We start from the raw sequence: 17289 nt of genomic DNA, 5'->3' as shown, positions 1-17289 counted from the left end.
CGCCTCCCCGTCATTCCGTTCCGTGGTGCTGCGCCCTCACTCCACAGGGAGAACGCACGTGTCCGAGCCGCGGCCCCGAAGGGCCGCGGCGGCCGATGTCAGCCGCGAAGCCGGGCCATCCACTCCTCCACTTCGTCGGCCGTCCGAGGAAGGTCGGCCGAGAGGTTCTCGTTGCCCTCGTCGGTGACCAGCAGATCGTCCTCGATCCGCACGCCGATGCCGCGGAGCTCCTCGGGCACGGTCAGGTCGTCCGACTGGAAGTACAGGCCGGGCTCGACGGTGAGCACCATGCCCGCCTCCAGCGTCCCGTCCACGTACAGCTCGGTACGGGCCTTCGCGCAGTCGTGGACGTCCAGGCCGATCATGTGGCCCGTGCCGGCCAGCGTCCAGCGGCGGTACAGCCCGAGTTCGTACGCCTCGTCCACCGACCGCTCGCCGAACAGGCCCCAGGAGGCGAGGTGCTCGGTCAGCACCCGCTGGGCGGCGTGGTGGAAGTCCCGGTACTTCGCACCGGGCCGGACCTCGGCGATACCGGCCGACTGCGCCGCGTACACCGCGTCGTACACCTTGCGCTGGACCGGTGTGAAACGGCCGTCGACCGGCAGCGTCCGGGTGACATCGGCGGTGTAGAGGTTGCGGCTCTCCACTCCGGCGTCGATCAGCAGCAGCTCGCCCGGCCGGGTCTCGCCGTCGTTGCGGACCCAGTGCAGCGTCGTGGCGTGGGCTCCCGCGGCGCAGACCGACGCGTAACCCACGTCGTTGCCCTCGGTCCGCGCACGCATCCAGAACGTGCCCTCGATGACCCGCTCCGCGGTCGGCGTGTCCGTGCCGAGAACGCGCACCACGTCCTCGAAGCCACGCGCCGTCGCCTGACAGGCGTGGCGCAGGTCGGCGATCTCGAACTCGTCCTTGAGGAGGCGCATCTCGGACAGGGCGACGCGGAACTCGGTGTCGCGCTCGGCGGTCACCTTGTCGTCGAGGGCGGCATCGACCCCGGCGTCGTAGTCGCGCAGCAGACGGATCGAGCCGGTGGCCTCGGCCAGCCGCTCGGTCAGCGTGCGGACATCACGGCAGGGCAGGCCCAGGAGCCGCTCGTTCTCGGTGAGGCTGTTGCGACGGCCGTCCCAGAGCTCGCCGTGGTAGTCGCGCCAGAACTCCCCGTTCTCGCGGTCCGACCGGGGGAGCAGATAGGCGACCGCCACATGGTCACCGTCCGCACCGGGCTCCAGGACCAGTACGGAGTCCTGGGACTGGTCACCCGTCAGGTAGACGTAGTCGGAGGACGGGCGGAACGGGTAGTCCGTGTCGTTGGCACGGACCTTCGGGTTGCCGGCCGGGACCACCAGCAGTTCACCGGGGAACAGCGCGGAGAGCGCCGCCCGACGGCGCGCGGTGTACGCCGCCTGGGCGATGGGTTCGAGGTCGCGGCGCTCGGTGTCGGCCCAACCCTGCTTCATGTTCTCGGCCAGCTCGGCGCTCACGTCCACGTACAGACCGTTCTTCCGCGTCTTGTTCTCATCCGTCTCACCAGCCACGACAGCCTCCTGATGCGAATCCGTCACGCGTGTTCCTCTCGATCGCAGAAGTCGATGCCCGCCCCGGGGACCGACCGGAGAATCCTCCGGGCAGTGCCGGCCCGGCGGCCCCCAACTCCCCCGGCAGTAGGGCTCCTTGCCGTGAACCGCACTCTTGCAGCCGCCCCTCGTCCCCACGTCATACACATGTATGAAATCTCACGGATGCTCTTGCGTCATTTGTCGCTGGGCGGGCCCGGCCGCTCTCGTGGAGTCTGGGCCAGACAGCCACCCCCGGCGGCGAGGATCCGGCGGGCGCGTTCGAGCAGGGGCTTGTCGATCATCTGTCCGTCCACCACGGTGACGGAGTCACCCGCGGCGACCACGGCCCGGGCCCATTCGCGTTCGCTCGCGGTCGGCGCGAACCGCTCCGCCACGACGGGGACTTGGGCGGGATGGATGCACAGCTTCCCGGTGAAGCCGAGCCGGCGCCCGTGGGCGATGTCCGCGGCGAGCGCGTCGGCGTCCCGCACGCCGGTCGTGACACCGTCGACCGGAGCGCACCGCCCCGTCGCAGCCGAGGCCGAGACCAGCCGGGACCGGGCGTACGCGAGGGCCGTGTGGTCGTCGTGAGCGACGCCGAGCTGCCCGGCCAGGTCCACGTTGCCGAGGGCGACACGGACCGCGCCCGGGGTGGCACACACCTCCACGGCCCGCTCGATCCCGGCCGCCGTCTCGATCAGCGGAATCAGGAACGGCACCCCTCCCGTCCGGGAGGCCAGGCCCGCGAGCACGAGCGGGTCCTCGGCCTTGGGCACCATCACGGGCATGCCGCGCCCGGCCGCCATCGCGAGGTCGTCGTCGCACCAAGGCGTGCCGGGCGCGTTGATCCGGACCAGGGCGCTGTTTCCCGCGCCGAGCCAGGCGGCGGCGTGATCACGCGCGCGATGCTTGTCCGGCGCCGCGACCGCGTCCTCCAGGTCGAGGATGACCACGTCCGCTCCGGTGGCGACGGCCTTGTCGAACCGGTCCGGCCGGTCCCCGGGCACGAACAACAGACTGCGGGCCGTTTCCAGCCGGCTCACGGGCATGCTCATACGGATGGCTCTCCTCTACGGCTGGTCCAGGAGCGCCATCATGCTCGGTGAGGGGCGAAGCCGCCCCCTTCGGGGCCCGCACGTCGGCGCGGCGCGCCCACCGCCGCGAGGAGCCCCGGGCGGTTTCCCGCCCCGGGGCTCCCCTCAGTCCTCCGGTCAGTCCTCCGGGAGCTCCACCGGGGCGATCTCGTCGAAGACGTCGCCGGGCCCGGGGTTGGTCGCGTCGGTCGCCCCGCCGAACTGGTGCATGACGCCCCACACGGCGTTCAGCGCGGTCTGCACCGCGCCCTCGGCCCAGCCGGCCGTCCAGGAGATGTCGTCGCCCGCCAGGAACAGGCCCCGCTTGTCGGCGGGCAGTCCGTCCTGCATGAAGTGGGTGAACAGCCGTCGCTGGTAGCGGTAGTGGCCGGGCAGGTTCGCCTTGAACGCGCCCATGAACCAGGGCTCGTTCTCCCAGGAGACGGTGACCGGATTGCCGATGATGTGGCTCCGGACGTCGACGTTCGGGTAGATCTCGCCGAGCGACTTGAGCATGACCTCCATGCGCTCCTTCGGGGAGAGCGGCAGCCACTTCAGGCTGTCGTCGCACCACGTGTAGGAGAGGCAGATGACGGCGGGCCTGTCGGGGCCGTCGTCCAGGAGGTACGTCCCCCGGGTCATCCGGTCGGTGAGCGTCATCGACATGGTATCGCGGCCGGTGGTCGCGTCCTTGTCCAGCCAGAACGGCCGGTCGACCGGGACGAACAGCTTGGACGACTCCATGTAGTGGGTGCGCTCCATCGCCGTCCAGTGGTCGATCGGGAAGAGTGCGTCGTCGCAGTCGATCTTGGAGAGCAGCAGCCAGGACTGGCCGGTGAAGACCGCGGCCCGGAAGGTGCGGATGTCCCCGGTGGCGTCGGTGACCGTGATGCGGTTGCCCGCGGTACGGGTCAGCCGGGTCACGGCGGGACGCGGCTCGCCCCCGTGCAGGGAGGCCAGCGAGGTGCCGAGCGGCCAGTGGACGATCTTCCGCGGCTCGCGGTCCCACAGGCGCAGCGGGAGCTGCTGGCTGCCGCCGACGATGCCGCGGTGGTGGTCGTCGGCCTCGGTGTAGACGACGCGCAGGATCTCCAGGATGGAGTTGGGGAAGTCGGTGTCCCAGCCGCCGGTGCCGAAGCCGACCTGGCCGAAGATCTCGCGGTGACGGAAGGACTTGAACGCGTCGGAGTCACAGAGGAAGCCGTAGAACGTCTGGTTGTCGAGCCGCTCGACGAGCTGCGACCAGATCTCCCGGATACGCGGTACGTCGCGCTCGCGCAGCGCCCGGTTCATGTCGGAGAAGTCGGCGCCCTCCTCCAGAGCGGCGCTCCACGCCTCGGCCACGTCACGGTAGACCTGCGGCAGGTCGTCGATGGTCTCGGCGTAGTGCGACTCGCCCTTGAGGTCGACGACGGTCGATGGCGTCGCCGGGGAGAGCGGGTTGGGGAAGGGCCGGGTCTCCAGGCCCACCAGGTCGATGTAGTGCTGGAGCGCCGTGGAGGAGGGCGGGAAGCGCATCGCGCCCATCTCGGCGGTGAGCGAGGGGTCGCAGCCGTCGAAGCCGACGGTGCGCAGCCGGCCGCCGATCCGGTCGGCCTCGTAGACGACGGGCCTGAGGCCCATCTTCATCAGCTCGTACGCGGCGATGATCCCGGAGAGCCCGCCGCCGATGACGGCGACCTCCTGGCCGTGCTCGGTCGCCGGTATCTGCCCGAGGCCCGCCGGATGGGCGAGGAAGTCGTCGTAGGCGTACGGGAAGTCCGGCCCGAACATGGTGATCGGCGGGGCGGTCGCGTCGGTGTGCTGGACGGCGTTGGGCACCGTGGACGTCATGGGGTACGGACTCCTTGCGCGGTACGGAAGTTCGGGAGGAGGCGGGTTCAGGCGAGGGAGCCGTACAGGCCGGGGCGGCGGTCACGCAGATACGGGTTGGCGGCGCGCGAGGCGGCCAGGAGCTCCGAGTCCACCTCGCCGACGACGAGTTCCTCGCCGCGTCCGGCGCGGGTGCGCACGGCGCCGTCGGGGCCGGCCAGACAGCTGAGCCCGACGAACTCGAACTCGCCTTCCGGACCGGTGCGGTTGACGTACGCCACGTACATCTGGCTCTCGAAGGCCCGTACGGGGACGACGGATTCGGCGACGAACTGGAAGGGGTGCATCTGCGCGGTGGGCACCAGCAGCAGATCGGTGCCGGCGAGGGCGTGCGCCCGGACGTTCTCCGGGAACTCGACGTCGTAGCAGATCAGCAGGCCGATGCGGATGCCGTCGAGGTCGGCCTGGACGACCGGCTGGTCGCCGGGGGTGAACCACTCCTGCTCGAAGCAGCCGAACAGGTGGGTCTTGCGGTAGTTCGCGAGCCGCCCGCCGTCGGGTCCGATGAGCTGGGACGCGTTGAAGATCCGCTCCCCGTCGCGCTCCGGATAGCCGTAGAGGACCGCGAGGCCGTGGCGTACGGCGATCTCGGCGACGGCCCCGGCGCCGGGGCCGTCGGCGGGTTCGGCCAGCTCGGGGACCGCGTCGCCGATGGCGTATCCGGTGAGGAACAGCTCGGGCGAGACCAGCAGCCGGGCCCCCGCACCGGCGGCCCGTGCGGCGGCCTCGTCCAGCGCCTTCAGGTTCTCGGCGACGGCGCCCGGGCGTCCGGAGCTCTGGAGCAGGGCGGTGCGCAACGACGGCATGGCTGACCTCGGGAGGTGCGGGCGGGGTGGGGAGACGTATCGAAGGTACGTGGCCCTGATCGGCCCGGACAAGGCGCGACTGTTGCGCACCAACCGTTGATTCGTTGCGTGGGAAGGGCCTGGCGCGGCGAATCGTTGCGCGGGGCGTCATCGCAGGTCAACGGGGTGACCTGCGCCACGGTCGGGGGAACCGCGGGTGGTGCGCCTCAGGCGGGCGGGCCCTCCGCCGAGTACCGCCGCAGCAGCGGCGAGAGCACGAGGACGGATTTGGTGCGCTCGACGTACGGCTCGCCCGCGATCCGCTCCAGGACCTGTTCGAAGTGGCGCATGTCGGCGGCGAAGACCTGCACCACCGCGTCCGCCTCGCCGGTCACCGTCGAGGCCGAGGCGATCTCCGGATAGCGGGCGAGGCCCTGCCTGATGGCGTCCGGGGAGGTGTTGCGGCTGCAGTAGATCTCGATGAAGCCCTCGGTCTCCCAGCCGAGCGCCGCCGGGTCGACCCGCACGGTGAAGCCGGTGATCGCCCCCTCGGCCCGCAGCCGGTCGACGCGGCGTTTCACGGCGGGGGCGGAGAGGCCGACGATCGCGCCGATGTCGGCGTAGGAGCGCCGGGCGTCTTCGGCGAGGGCGTGGACGATGCGTTCGTCGAGGTCGTTCAGGCGCACGTCGGGCGGTTCACTTCTCTGCGATGGGTCGGTTTGCGGGAGGCGGAGCGTGCCGCCTCCCGCAGTAGACCATGCGCCGCCGTCCCGGGCGTGCCCGGCGTGATGGGGTCCCGGAACGGCCGGGACCGGGCGGGAGGCGCTCAGAAGGGGAACTGCGAGCGGCCGTGCTGGATGGAGATCCACTTCTGGGTGGTGAAGGCCTCGACCATCGAGTCGCCGTTGAGCCGGCCGAGGCCGGAGCTCTTCTCGCCGCCGAAGGGGACGATCGGCTCGTCGTGGACGGTGCCGTCGTTGATGTGGATCATGCCGGTGTGGATGCGCTGGCCGATCCGCACCCCGCGCTCGATGTTGCCGGTGTGGACGGCGCCGCTGAGGCCGTACGGGGTGTCGTTGGCGATGCGGACGGCCTCGTCCTCTCCGTCGAAGGGCACCAGCAGGGCGACGGGGCCGAAGATCTCCTGGTGCAGGACGGGCGAGTCGGCGGCGAGACCGGTCAGCACGGAGGGGCTGACCAGGTTGCCGTCGGCGCGGCCGTGCAGCAGCGCCGTCGCCCCGGCCGCCACGGTCTGGTCGACGAGCTTGGAGATGGACTCGGCCTGCGAGGAGTTGATCAGCGGCCCGATCTGGGTGGCCGGGTCGGCGGGGTCGCCGACGGTGAGCGAGGCGACCTTGGCGACGAACTTCTCGGTGAACTCCGCCTCCACGGCGCGGTCGACCAGGATGCGGTTGGCGGCCATGCAGACCTGGCCCTGGTGGACGTACCGGCTGAAGACCGCCGCGTCGACGGCGTAGTCCACGTCCGCGTCGTCGAGCACGATCAGGGCGCTGTTGCCGCCGAGTTCGAGGACGGCGCGCTTGAGGTTCCGGGCACAGACGGTGGCGACGTGACGGCCGACCTTGTCCGAGCCGGTGAAGGAGATGACCTGCGGCACGGGGTGTTCCAGCAGAGTGTCGCCGATCTCCGCGATGTCGGTGATCACGACGTTCAGGAGCCCGGCGGGCAGCCCCGCGTCCTCGAAGATCCTGGCCAGCAGGGTGCCGCCGCAGATCGGGGTGTTCTGGTGCGGCTTGAGGACGACGGCGTTGCCGAGGGCCAGCGCGGGGGCGACGGACTTGAGGGAGAGCAGGAACGGGAAGTTGAACGGGCTGATCACGCCGACGACCCCGACGGGCACGCGGTAGACGCGGTTCTCCTTGCCCTCGGTCGGCGAGGGGAGGATCTGTCCGGCGGGGCGCAGCGCCAGCTGGATGGCCTCGCGGAGGAACTCCTTGGCCAGATGCAGTTCGAAGGCGGCCTTCAGGCGGGTGCCGCCGAGCTCGGCGACGATCGCGTCGCTGATCTCCGGCTCGCGCTCCTCCACGAGGTGCAGCGCCTTCTCCAGGACCGTCCGCCTGCTGTACGGGTTGGTGTCCGCCCACGTCTGCTGGGCGCGCTCGGCGGCGCGGTAGGCCTGGTCGACCTCGTCGGCGGTGGCGACCGGGATCGAGGCGAGCTTCTCCCCGTCGAACGGGTTGAAGTCGATGATGTCCCAGGACCCCTTCCCCGGCCTCCACTCGCCGTCGATGTACTGGTGGGCCAGGTCAGTAAAGAAGGACATGAGATCCCTTACCGCAGAGAGGGCGGGCAGCTGAGTGGGCTTCATATTACTTACCACTCAGTGCAGTTGAAGCGCACCCCTGAGCGGCCTCCGCACGGCCGAAAACGACCCTGCCCCCTCCGGCGCGAAGCACCGGAGGGGGCAGGGTCGTTGCGGTGATCGGGGGATCAACTCCAGCTGGCGTGGAGCGGCTTGCCCTCGGCGTAACCGGCGGCGCTCTGGACGCCGACGACCGCCTTCTCGGCGAATTCGGCCAGGGAGCCGGCGCCGGCGTAGGTGCAGGAGGAGCGGACACCCGCGATGATCGAGTCGACGAGGTCCTCGACTCCCGGGCGTGTCGGGTCGAGGAACATCCGCGAGGTGGAGATGCCCTCCTCGAAGAGCGCCTTGCGGGCGCGGTCGTACGCGGACTCGTCCGAGGTGCGGTTCTTCACGGCGCGGGCCGAGGCCATCCCGAAGGACTCCTTGTAGAAGCGGCCGTCGGCGGACTGCTGGAGGTCGCCGGGCGACTCGTACGTCCCCGCGAACCAGGAGCCGATCATCACGTTGGACGCGCCGGCGGCGAGCGCCATCGCGACGTCGCGCGGGTGCCGGACGCCGCCGTCCGCCCAGACGTGCTTGCCGTGCTTCCTCGCCTCGGCGGCGCACTCCAGGACGGCGGAGAACTGCGGTCGGCCGACGCCCGTCATCATCCGGGTGGTGCACATGGCGCCGGGGCCGACGCCGACCTTGATGATGTCCGCGCCCGCCTCGATCAGGTCGCGCACGCCCTCGGCGGCGACGATGTTGCCCGCGACGATCGGCACCTGCGGGTCGAGCGCCCGGACGGCCTTCACCGCGCTGATCATGGACTCCTGGTGGCCGTGGGCGGTGTCCACGACGAGGACGTCGGCGCCCGCGTCCAGGAGCTGCTCGGCCTTGCCGGCCACGTCACCGTTGATGCCGACGGCGGCCGCGATGCGCAGCTTGCCCTCGGCGTCGGTGGCGGGGGTGTAAAGCGTGGCGCGCAGGGCGGCCTTGCGGGTGAGGATGCCGACGAGGCGTCCCTGCGCGTCGACCGCGGGGGCGAGCTTGCGGTTGGCGCCGTCGAGCTTGTTGAAGGCGTCGCGCGGGTCGATGTCCGCGTCGAGCAGCACCAGGTCCTTGGACATGACCTCGGAGAGCTGGGTGAAGCGGTCGACGCCCGTGAGGTCGTGGTCGGTGACGACGCCCACCGGACGGCGGTCGGCGTCGACGACGACGCCCGCGCCGTGGGCCCGCTTGGGCAGCAGGGAGAGCGCGTCGGCGACGGTCTGGCCGGGGGCCAGCTCGATCGGGGTGTCGAGGACGAGGTGGCGCGTCTTGACCCAGGAGATGACGTCGGTCACGACCTCGATCGGGATGTCCTGGGGGATGACGACGAGGCCGCCCCGACGGGCGATGGTCTCGGCCATCCGGCGGCCCGCGATGGCGGTCATGTTGGCGACCACGAGCGGAATGGTGGTGCCGGTCCCGTCGGGCGACGAGAGGTCCACACCTTGCCGGGAGCCGACCGCGGAACGGCCCGGGACCATGAAGACGTCGTCGTACGTGAGGTCGTACGGGACCGCGGGGGACTCTGTGTAGCGACCGGTGCCCGGCTCAAGAAAACGCATAACACTCATTTTTTCATACGAAACGGTGCAGGTCGTTTCCACGAAGACACAACAAAGGACCCCCGCGTTCGTCTTTTCCTCCGAAGAGGCGCGAAAAGGCGGCCGGGGGCTCCGGGCAAGTGGAACCTGCCTTACCCACGGACCCTACCCGAACAGGATTCGAATCATTCGTGATCACCATCCCTGGACCGGGTGACAAGGGGTCAGGTAGCTTCAAACCCGCAGGTCCCGTGGGTGTCCGAAGCGTCGATCGGCTCATCGGCACCCCTGGGCACACCGTTTGACCGGAGAGGATCCCGATCCGCCTGTGGACAGCGAACTGCCGGACATCTACTGCCCGTTCCCGCAGCGGACCAACCCGCACGTGGCGCATACCCGTGGGCATCTGGACAGCTGGACCAGACAGACGGGTCTGGTCCACCGCGAGTCCGCGAGGAACCGATTCGAACAGGCCGATTTCGGGGCGTTCGTCGGCATGGTCTATCCGACGGCCGACGAGGAACACCTCGATCTGGTGGCCGACTGGTTCGTCTGGCTCTTCCTGGTCGACGACCAGCTCGACGACGGCCACCTCGGACGTTCGCCCGACCGGGTGAGAGACGTCGTCGACCGGATGCGCGCGGTGGTCGACGGCTCCGCCCCCGAGCCGCTGCCGGGCGAGGACGTCCCGGCGGCCGTGACCGCCCTGGCCGACCTGTGGAAACGTACGATGCCGGACGCCGCCCCGCACTGGCGGACCCGGTTCGCCTGGCACCTGGTCACCTACCTCACGACCGCCACGACCTGGGAGGCGGGAAACCGCGCCGAGGACGTGGTGCCATCGGAGGACACGTACATCGCCAAACGGCGGCACACCGGGGCCATCCACGTCTGTATGGACCTCATAGAGATCGTGGCGGGCATCGACGCCCCGGAGTCGATCCACAACGACCCCCGCTTCATCACCGCCCTGGAAGCCGCGTGCAACCACGTGTGCTGGGCGAATGACGTGTACTCCTTCGAGAAGGAGCAGGTGCTCGGCGAGATCCACAACCTCGTCCACCTGGTCCGCCACCACCGGGGCCTCGGGGAGCAGCAGGCGCTGGACCACGTCGCGGAGCGCCTCGCGAGGGAGACCGAACGGTTCCTGACCGCCGAGGACGAGCTGCTGGAGCTGTATCCGGAGCTGTCCGGGATGCTGGTGCCCTACCTCGACGGGATGCGGAGCTGGATGCGCGGCAACCTGGACTGGTCGCGCCGGACGCCGCGCTACAACCCCGCCGACGTGGGCCAGTACGAGGAGCCCGAGGAGTATCTGGAGGAGACCGTGCTGGGCGTTCCGTCCGCGCGCATGGAGACCGCCGCCCCCGCCCCGTGCGTGGCCAAGGCCCCGCCGGCGGGCTGACACGGGCCGGGACACACCGAGGGCCGTGCACCGCGTCCGGTGCACGGCCCTCGGTGTGTTCCCGCCCGTCACTCCCCGTCGGGGTCGGCCCGCTCCAGTGCCGGACGGACGCCCGCGGGGGACTCGGTGAGCAGGAAGTCGGCCGCGGCGGTGTCCGTCACCAGGCTGGTGACGAGTCCGGAGCGCAGCACCGCGCCGATCGCCGCCGCCTTGCGCAGACCACCGGCGATCGCGACCACCTCGGGGATCCGGCGCAACCGGTCCGCCTCCACGGTGATGCAGCGCTCCCCCAGGTCACGGCCGACCCGGCGGCCGTCGGAGTCGAAGAGGTGCGCGGACATCTCGGCGGCGACGCCGAGCGAGGCGTAATGGGCGCGTTCGGCGTCCGAGAGCATGTCGTGGACCGTGGAGATGCCCGGCTCCCAGGAGCCGATGGAGACGGCGGCGACCGTCACCTTGTCGAAGTACTCGAAGGCCCGGGCGATGCCGGTCTGCTCGCGCAGCGCGGCGGCCGTCGCGGGGTCGGGCAGCAGCATCGGTGCGTAGATGGGGTGCGCCTCGCCGCCGGAGACCTGCGCCGCCCGGCGGACCGCCTCGACCGAGCCGCGCTCGGCGGTGCCCGCGTCGTACACGCCGGTCAGCTGGACTACCGTGCACGGCGGGAGCCGGTCGAGGGCGGCCGCCATGTGGATGGTGGAGCGCCCCCAGGCCAGGCCGAGTACATCGCCCTCGACGACCAGCTCGCCGAGGAGGTCGGCCGCGACCTCGCCGAGGTTCTCCGGGTCGGGGGCGTCCTCCTGTTCCTCGGCCGGGGACTCGACGACCACCGCGTGCCGCAGCCCGTAACGGGCCCGCAGGGCGTCGGAGCGTTCGGCGTCCAGCTCGGCCGGTACCCGGATCTCGATGCGCACGAGATCGCGTTCGAGGGCTGTCTCCAGGACCCGGGCCACCTTGAAGCGGCTCACGCCGAACTCCTCGGCGATCTGGATCTTGGACTTGCCCTCCAGGTAGAACCGGCGGGCCATGGCCGCCGCCTGCACCAGCTCCGCGGGTCCCATCCGCATGGCTGACCGACCCGCCGAGATGCCAGACACCGCGATCTCCTCACTGCTGTTCACACGCCCGATACGCCGTTCATCCTGTCAGATCCGGCGATCCTTGATCGGCCCTGTCGGACCGCGTTCATCTGCCCTTGGTTCAGTGTCCGCATGCCCAGGGGGCGACGGCCGTGACCGCGTCCGCCTGTGCCCGCAGCTCCCGCACCGCCGCGGCCGGGTCCTGGGCCCCGTAGACGGCGGAGCCCGCCACGAAGACGTCGGCGCCGGCCTCGGCGCAGCGCTCGATGGTGGTGGCCGACACCCCGCCGTCGACCTGGAGCCACAGTTCGAGACCGTGCTTGCTGATCAGCTCCCGGGTGCGGCGGATCTTCGGCAGCATGATGTCCAGGAAGGCCTGGCCGCCGAAGCCCGGCTCGACCGTCATGATCAGCAGCATGTCCAGCTCGGGCAGCAGGTCCTCGTACGGCTCGATGGGCGTCGCCGGCTTGAGAGCCATCGAGGCGCGGGCCCCCTTCGCCCGGATCTCCCGCGCCAGGCGCACCGGAGCCGCCGCCGCCTCCGCGTGGAAGGTGACGGACCCGGCCCCCGCCTCCACGTACTGGGGGGCCCAGCGGTCCGCGTCCTCGATCATGAGGTGGCAGTCCAGCGGAGTGTCCGTGGCCTTGCTGAGCGCCTCGACGATCGGCACGCCGAGGGTCAGGTTGGGCACGAAGTGGTTGTCCATGACATCGACGTGGAGCCAGTCCGCGCCTTCGACGGCCTTCGCCTCCTCGGCGAGACGCGCGAAATCGGCGGACAGGATGCTGGGGTTGATCTGCGCCATGACCCAAGCCTGCCACGTCTCCCGCCGGTTCCCCGCCTCGCTGGGCTCCGAAGCCTCACAGGGCCATCACACTTCGCACATTCTGCACATTTTGCTGGCGCTTTACTGTTCCTTTGCCGTTCTCAGGAATCCCGGGGATCTGACGGGCTGCCGTGCCCGGCCGTCGACCCCGCATCGCCCGGTCTTTCCCGAGGGCGGGCGGCAGGTTCAGCCGGTCCGGCGCAACAGCGCCAGGTACATCGCGTCCGTGCCGTGCAGATGCGGCCACAGCTGGACGTCGGGGCCGTCCCCCAGCGCCGGCACCCCGAGCATCAGCGGGCGGGCGTCGATCCACTCCGCCTCCACCGGCTCCCCGCCCCGGCCCTTGAGGACGTCCTCGACCACCACGCGGGTCTCCGCGAGATGCGGCGAGCAGGTCGCGTAGCCGACCACGCCGCCGACCCTTACGGCCTTCAACGCCTCGCGCAGCAGGCCTCGTTGGAGCGGGGCGAAGGCTTCGAGGTCCTCGGCCCGACGCCGCCAGCGGGACTCCGGACGACGCCGCAGAGCGCCCAGGCCGGAGCAGGGAACGTCCATCAGGATCCGGTCGAACGTGCCGGGCAGCCACGGCGGACGGGTGCCGTCCGCGGTGATCACCTGGTACGGGCCGGGGTTGCCGGCGAGCGCCCGCTCGACCAGCCGGGCGCGGTGCGGCTGCTTCTCGGCGGCGAGCAGGGCGGCGCCCCGGCCGGCGGCGAGGGCGGCGAGCAGGGCGGCCTTGCCACCGGGGCCCGCGCAGCCGTCCAGCCAGCGGGTGTCGCGGCCCTCGACGGGTGCGGCGGCCAGGGCGGCGGCGACGAGCTGGCTGCCCTCGTCCTGGACGCCCGCCCGGCCCTCCTGGACGGCCTCCAGCGCGCCGGGCTCGCCGCCCTCGGCCATCCGGACCGCGTACGGGGACCAGCGGCCCGGCAGGGAGTTGTCCTCGCCGAGCGCCTCGGCCAGCTCATCGGTGGTGGAACGGCCGGGGCGGGCCGCCAGCGTCACCTCGGGCCGCTCGTTGTCGGCTTCCAGCAGGTCCTCGATGCCCGCCCGGCCGCCGCCCAGCGCGTCCCAGAGGGCGGAGACGATCCAGCGGGGGTGCGAGTGCACGACGGAGAGGTGGTCCTCGGCGTCCTCGTCGTACGGCGGGGCGACCTTCTCCACCCAGCCGTCGAGGTCGTGCGCGGTGACCTTGCGCAGCACCGCGTTGACGAACTTCGCACGCCCCTCCCCCAGCACCACCCGGGCCAGCTCCACACTGGCGGAGACGGCCGCGTGCGTGGGGATACGGGTGCCGAGCAGCTGGTGGACGCCCATGTTCAGGACATCGAGGACCGGCGGGTCGACCTCGCGCAGCGGCCGGTCGACGCAGGCCGCCACGATCGCGTCGTACGTACCCTGGCGGCGGAGCGTCCCGTAGACCAGCTCGGTCGCCAGCGCCGCGTCCCGGCCGTCGAAGTCGCCCTTGGCACGGGCCTTCTTCAGCAGCGGGGGCAGCACGAGGTTGGCGTACGCGTCACGCTCGTCCACGGCCCGGAGCGCCTCGAAGGCCAGGAAACGGACCGGGTCCTTCTGCGGACGACGGTGGGGCTTGGCGGGACGGCGACGCGGCTGGTCGTTCACGTGAAAGGTGCTCCGCTGATGGTGAGAGGTGCGAACTCTCCCAGCGTACGTCGCCGTCCCCGGGCGCCCGAACGGCAGCCCGGGGCCCTGGCCCGGTTCAGCGTCGGACCGTCGGCATGGCCATGGGTCGGGTAGAGCTGACGAACGAGGAGCGGGCGAACGCAGAAACGAAGTCGAGAGGGGCCGCTCCAGTGACGAGCGCCGACTCGACGTCACGAACTCTTGACCTCAACCGAGCTTGAGGTCAGACGATCTCCTGGAGGGGCCCGCAGGAAGCGGAGCTCGGGGATGAAGGGCAGGCCAGTGGAGACAGCGACCGAATGGATCAAGAAGAACTCCCAAGCGCTCGTGAACAGGAAGCCTGACGAGCCACTGGACGATCTGCGGCCGCTCGCCCCGCTGGTGCGCGACGCCAAGATCGTGGCGCTTGGAGCAGCTGCCCGGCAGACACGCGAATTGTCGGACGTGGCGCATCGCATCGTGCGGCTGCTGGTGGAAGAAGAGGGGTTTCGCTCCCTTGCCCTGGAGGGCGACGACCCCGTTCGCCTCGGCCTGGACGTCCATGTCGCCACCGGCGATGGAGACCCCCGCGCACTGCTGGGAAAGGCACGGTCGTTCTGGCAGACCGCCGAGATCCTCGATCTCGTCCACTGGATGCGGTCCTACAACAAGCGCCACCCGGGCGACCCGGTATGTTTCGCGCAGTTCCCCGCTGAACCGGTGCGGCACACCACACGGCTCGATGGTCTGGCCGAACTGGAACGCACGCTGGCCGACGGCGTGAGCTGGTGGCAGCAGCTCACCGGCGACAAGGTCGTCTACTGGGGTGGTACGGCGCACACCGCCATCGGCGCCCCGCGTAGCGTGTCCCCCTCGGAGCCCCTGGAGTCGCACCGGAACATGGGCGGCTACTTGCGTGAACGACTGGGACAGGACTACCGGTCCGTGGGCCTGACCATGGGGCATGGTTCGATCGGCCGGCCACTGCCCGCCCCACGCCCGGACTTCGTCGACAGCCTGCTGCACACGGCCGCCGAGGACAGGGCGGGATACGTCCTGGATCTGGGCACATCGCGGCCCGAGCCGATCCGCCGTCTCCTGGACGCCCCGACGCGCACGCGGTTGATCGGCCCGTTCTACGACCCCCGGGATGACGGGGCCCACCACATGTCGGGCGGGTCGCTCGCGAGCTGGTTCGACGTCGTCGTCCACACCCAAGAGGTGACACCGTCCCGGCCCTTGCCCTGAAGGCTGCCCGGCGGAGCACTCCGCGGACGTCGGCTCCGCCACGCAGACATGCGCTGATCCGCCGGACAGGACCCCCGACTCGAACCGTCCCGTCCCGGCCGCGTCCCGTCCCGGCCGCTCGGGGCGCTTTGCTACAGGCCGAGCAGCTCGCCGTGGACGATGCGGACGCCGCGCGCCCAGTCGGCGCCCTTCATCGGCTTCTTGCCCTGCGGCTGGACCCAGAGCAGCTCGACCGCGTGCGATCCGGTGCCCACGTACACGTTGTTCTTGGCGGCCGACAGCTCGCCGGGGGCCAGGTCGGTGCGGTCTGGGACCGGCGTGGCCTGGATCAGCTTGAGCCGCTCGCCGCGGAACAGGGTCCAGGCGCCGGGGGCGGGGGTGCAGCCGCGCACCACCCGGTCGACCCGCAGGGCGGGCGCGGACCACTGGACCTGGGCGTCCTCGACGGTGATCTTCGGGGCCAGGGTGACGCCGTCGTGCGGCTGGGCCACGGCGTGCAGCGTGCCGTCCTCGATGCCGTCCATGGTGGCGGCGAGCAGCCCGGCCCCCGCGAAGGCGAGCCGGGTGAGCAGGTCGCCGCTGGTGTCGGTAGGGCGGACCTCCTCGGTGAGGACTCCGTAGACCGGGCCGGAGTCCAGTCCCTCCTCGATCAGGAAGGTCGACGCGCCGGTCACCTCGTCCCCGGCCATCACCGCGTGCTGGACCGGCGCCGCGCCCCGCCAGGCCGGCAGCAGGGAGAAGTGCAGGTTGACCCAGCCCCGGGCGGGTACGTCGAGGGCGGCCTTGGGCAGCAGGGCCCCGTAGGCGACGACCGGGCAGCAGTCCGGGGCGATCTCGCGCAGCCGGGCGAGGAACTCCTCGTCCCGGGGCTTCGCGGGCTTGAGCACCTCGATCCCGGCCTCCTCCGCCCGCTCGGCCACCGGACTCGCGACGAGTCGGCGGCCCCGCCCGGCGGGGGCGTCCGGGCGGGTCACGACGGCGGCCACCTCGTGGCGGCCGGAGGCGATCAGGGCGTCCAGTGCGGGGACGGCGACTTCGGGGGTGCCGGCGAAGACGAGCTTCATGGGTGGCTGACTGCCTCTCGGGCCAAGACGTACGGTGACGAGCAGCACACCAGTCTAGGGGCGTGCCGCTGATCGGGGCCCGGTGGCTCCCTTGCGTGGGGGCGGCGACCGGGGGGCGTACGCGCGCCGCGCACGCCCCGTGCATATGCACATACGCCCCGATAGCGTGACCACATACCCGGCTCGGGCGTTGGTCAAAGGAGATTGACCGAAGCGGGCCGCCCCGATGCGGCCCGATCCCTTTCAACGCCGGTTCGAGAGGCTTCTTCATGGCCGACCACGCAACCCACGACGCCCAAGCGCGGGCCAGTCTGCATCTTCTGGTGCGGGACATCGAGCGGGTCCGGCGGCAGGTGGACGCGCTGCGCACCCTCACCGCCCAGCTGGGCAACGTCTACCGTCCGCGCCGCTCCGGCCCTTCCGCGGGCTTCGTCGTCTACGGCAGGGCCCCGGCCCCCACCGTCCGCCTCGCGCAGGAACTGCGGGACAGCGTCGAGACGCTGGTCACGGCCGCGGTGGACTTCGACCGCTCCCTGGGCTTCTCCTGGGACGCGGTGGGCTCCGCCCTCGGCGTCACCAAGCAGGCCGTGCACCGCCGTTACGGAACGCGCCGGACCACGCCGCAGCCCACCGCCGAGACGGGCGGCGAGGCCGCGGCCGTGTCGCGCCCGGTCTCCGTCGGGCCCGGGCTGTCCGGTTCCTCCGCCGGGGGGCCCGGCTCCCCGGTGCCCTCGGTCCCGGCGGCCCGCTCGATGCCGCCGCAGCCTCTCGCGGACCGGCCGGTCCGCGAGGAGCTGCGCCCCGGCGCCTTCCCGGGCCCCCGCAACGGCTGACCGGGCGCCGTCCCTCTGCCCCACCGTGCCGGTC

14 protein-coding genes are annotated in these 17289 nt (G+C 71.3%); 3 read left to right on the top strand and 11 right to left on the bottom strand.

Annotation, left to right across the window (positions count from 1 at the left end):
* Positions 1–98: 98 nt before the first annotated feature.
* The 7 genes from D581_RS0128510 to D581_RS0128480 form a co-directional block, all read right to left on the bottom strand.
* Complete coding sequence (locus tag D581_RS0128510) at positions 99–1535, bottom strand: aminopeptidase P N-terminal domain-containing protein (RefSeq protein WP_018960557.1); 1437 nt, start codon at positions 1533–1535, stop codon at positions 99–101.
* Positions 1536–1750: 215 nt separating this feature from the next.
* A complete protein-coding gene (locus tag D581_RS0128505; protein ID WP_018960556.1) occupies positions 1751–2611 on the bottom strand; it encodes an HpcH/HpaI aldolase/citrate lyase family protein in 861 nt (286 codons plus the stop codon).
* A gap of 156 nt (positions 2612–2767) precedes the next feature.
* Positions 2768–4462 (bottom strand): flavin monoamine oxidase family protein, encoded by a 1695-nt coding sequence (locus D581_RS0128500; protein WP_018960555.1) that lies wholly within the window; start codon positions 4460–4462, stop codon positions 2768–2770.
* A gap of 47 nt (positions 4463–4509) precedes the next feature.
* Positions 4510–5307: a carbon-nitrogen hydrolase family protein gene (locus D581_RS0128495; protein ID WP_018960554.1), complete on the bottom strand. Its 798-nt coding sequence runs from the start codon at positions 5305–5307 to the stop codon at positions 4510–4512.
* Between the two features lie 206 nt (positions 5308–5513).
* A complete protein-coding gene (locus D581_RS0128490; protein WP_018960553.1) occupies positions 5514–5972 on the bottom strand; it encodes an Lrp/AsnC family transcriptional regulator in 459 nt (152 codons plus the stop codon).
* A gap of 140 nt (positions 5973–6112) precedes the next feature.
* Positions 6113–7570, bottom strand: coding sequence for an aldehyde dehydrogenase family protein (locus D581_RS0128485; RefSeq protein WP_018960552.1), 1458 nt, complete (start codon positions 7568–7570; stop codon positions 6113–6115).
* Between the two features lie 167 nt (positions 7571–7737).
* Positions 7738–9204 (bottom strand): GuaB1 family IMP dehydrogenase-related protein, encoded by a 1467-nt coding sequence (locus D581_RS0128480; protein ID WP_018960551.1) that lies wholly within the window; start codon positions 9202–9204, stop codon positions 7738–7740.
* Between the two features lie 307 nt (positions 9205–9511).
* Between D581_RS0128480 and D581_RS0128475 the strand changes: the two genes are divergently transcribed.
* Positions 9512–10588: a terpene synthase family protein gene (locus D581_RS0128475; RefSeq protein WP_018960550.1), complete on the top strand. Its 1077-nt coding sequence runs from the start codon at positions 9512–9514 to the stop codon at positions 10586–10588.
* A gap of 68 nt (positions 10589–10656) precedes the next feature.
* Here the strand turns inward: D581_RS0128475 and D581_RS0128470 are convergent, their stop codons facing one another.
* The 3 genes from D581_RS0128470 to D581_RS0128460 all read right to left on the bottom strand — a co-directional run bounded on the left by D581_RS0128470 (position 10657) and on the right by D581_RS0128460 (position 14110).
* A complete protein-coding gene (locus tag D581_RS0128470) occupies positions 10657–11652 on the bottom strand; it encodes a sugar-binding transcriptional regulator (protein WP_018960549.1) in 996 nt (331 codons plus the stop codon).
* A gap of 133 nt (positions 11653–11785) precedes the next feature.
* A complete protein-coding gene (gene rpe, locus D581_RS0128465) occupies positions 11786–12469 on the bottom strand; it encodes a ribulose-phosphate 3-epimerase (protein WP_018960548.1) in 684 nt (227 codons plus the stop codon).
* Between the two features lie 207 nt (positions 12470–12676).
* On the bottom strand, positions 12677–14110 hold the full coding sequence (locus D581_RS0128460; RefSeq protein WP_018960547.1) for an RsmB/NOP family class I SAM-dependent RNA methyltransferase: 1434 nt from the start codon (positions 14108–14110) through the stop codon (positions 12677–12679).
* A 303-nt stretch (positions 14111–14413) separates the two neighbouring features.
* Here D581_RS0128460 and D581_RS0128455 point away from each other — a divergent pair, with 303 nt between their 5' ends.
* Positions 14414–15358, top strand: a complete 945-nt coding sequence (locus D581_RS0128455) for an erythromycin esterase family protein (protein WP_018960546.1) — start codon at positions 14414–14416, stop codon at positions 15356–15358.
* A 131-nt stretch (positions 15359–15489) separates the two neighbouring features.
* On the opposite strand, the gene fmt is transcribed toward D581_RS0128455, so the two are convergent.
* Positions 15490–16422, bottom strand: coding sequence for a methionyl-tRNA formyltransferase (gene fmt / locus D581_RS0128450; RefSeq protein WP_018960545.1), 933 nt, complete (start codon positions 16420–16422; stop codon positions 15490–15492).
* 269 nt (positions 16423–16691) lie between these two features.
* Between fmt and D581_RS0128445 the strand changes: the two genes are divergently transcribed.
* On the top strand, positions 16692–17255 hold the full coding sequence (locus D581_RS0128445) for a hypothetical protein (protein ID WP_018960544.1): 564 nt from the start codon (positions 16692–16694) through the stop codon (positions 17253–17255).
* Positions 17256–17289 lie beyond the last annotated feature (34 nt).

It is taken from the genome of Streptomyces sp. CNB091, from assembly GCF_000377965.1.
This window is presented reverse-complemented; position numbering and strand designations above follow the sequence as displayed.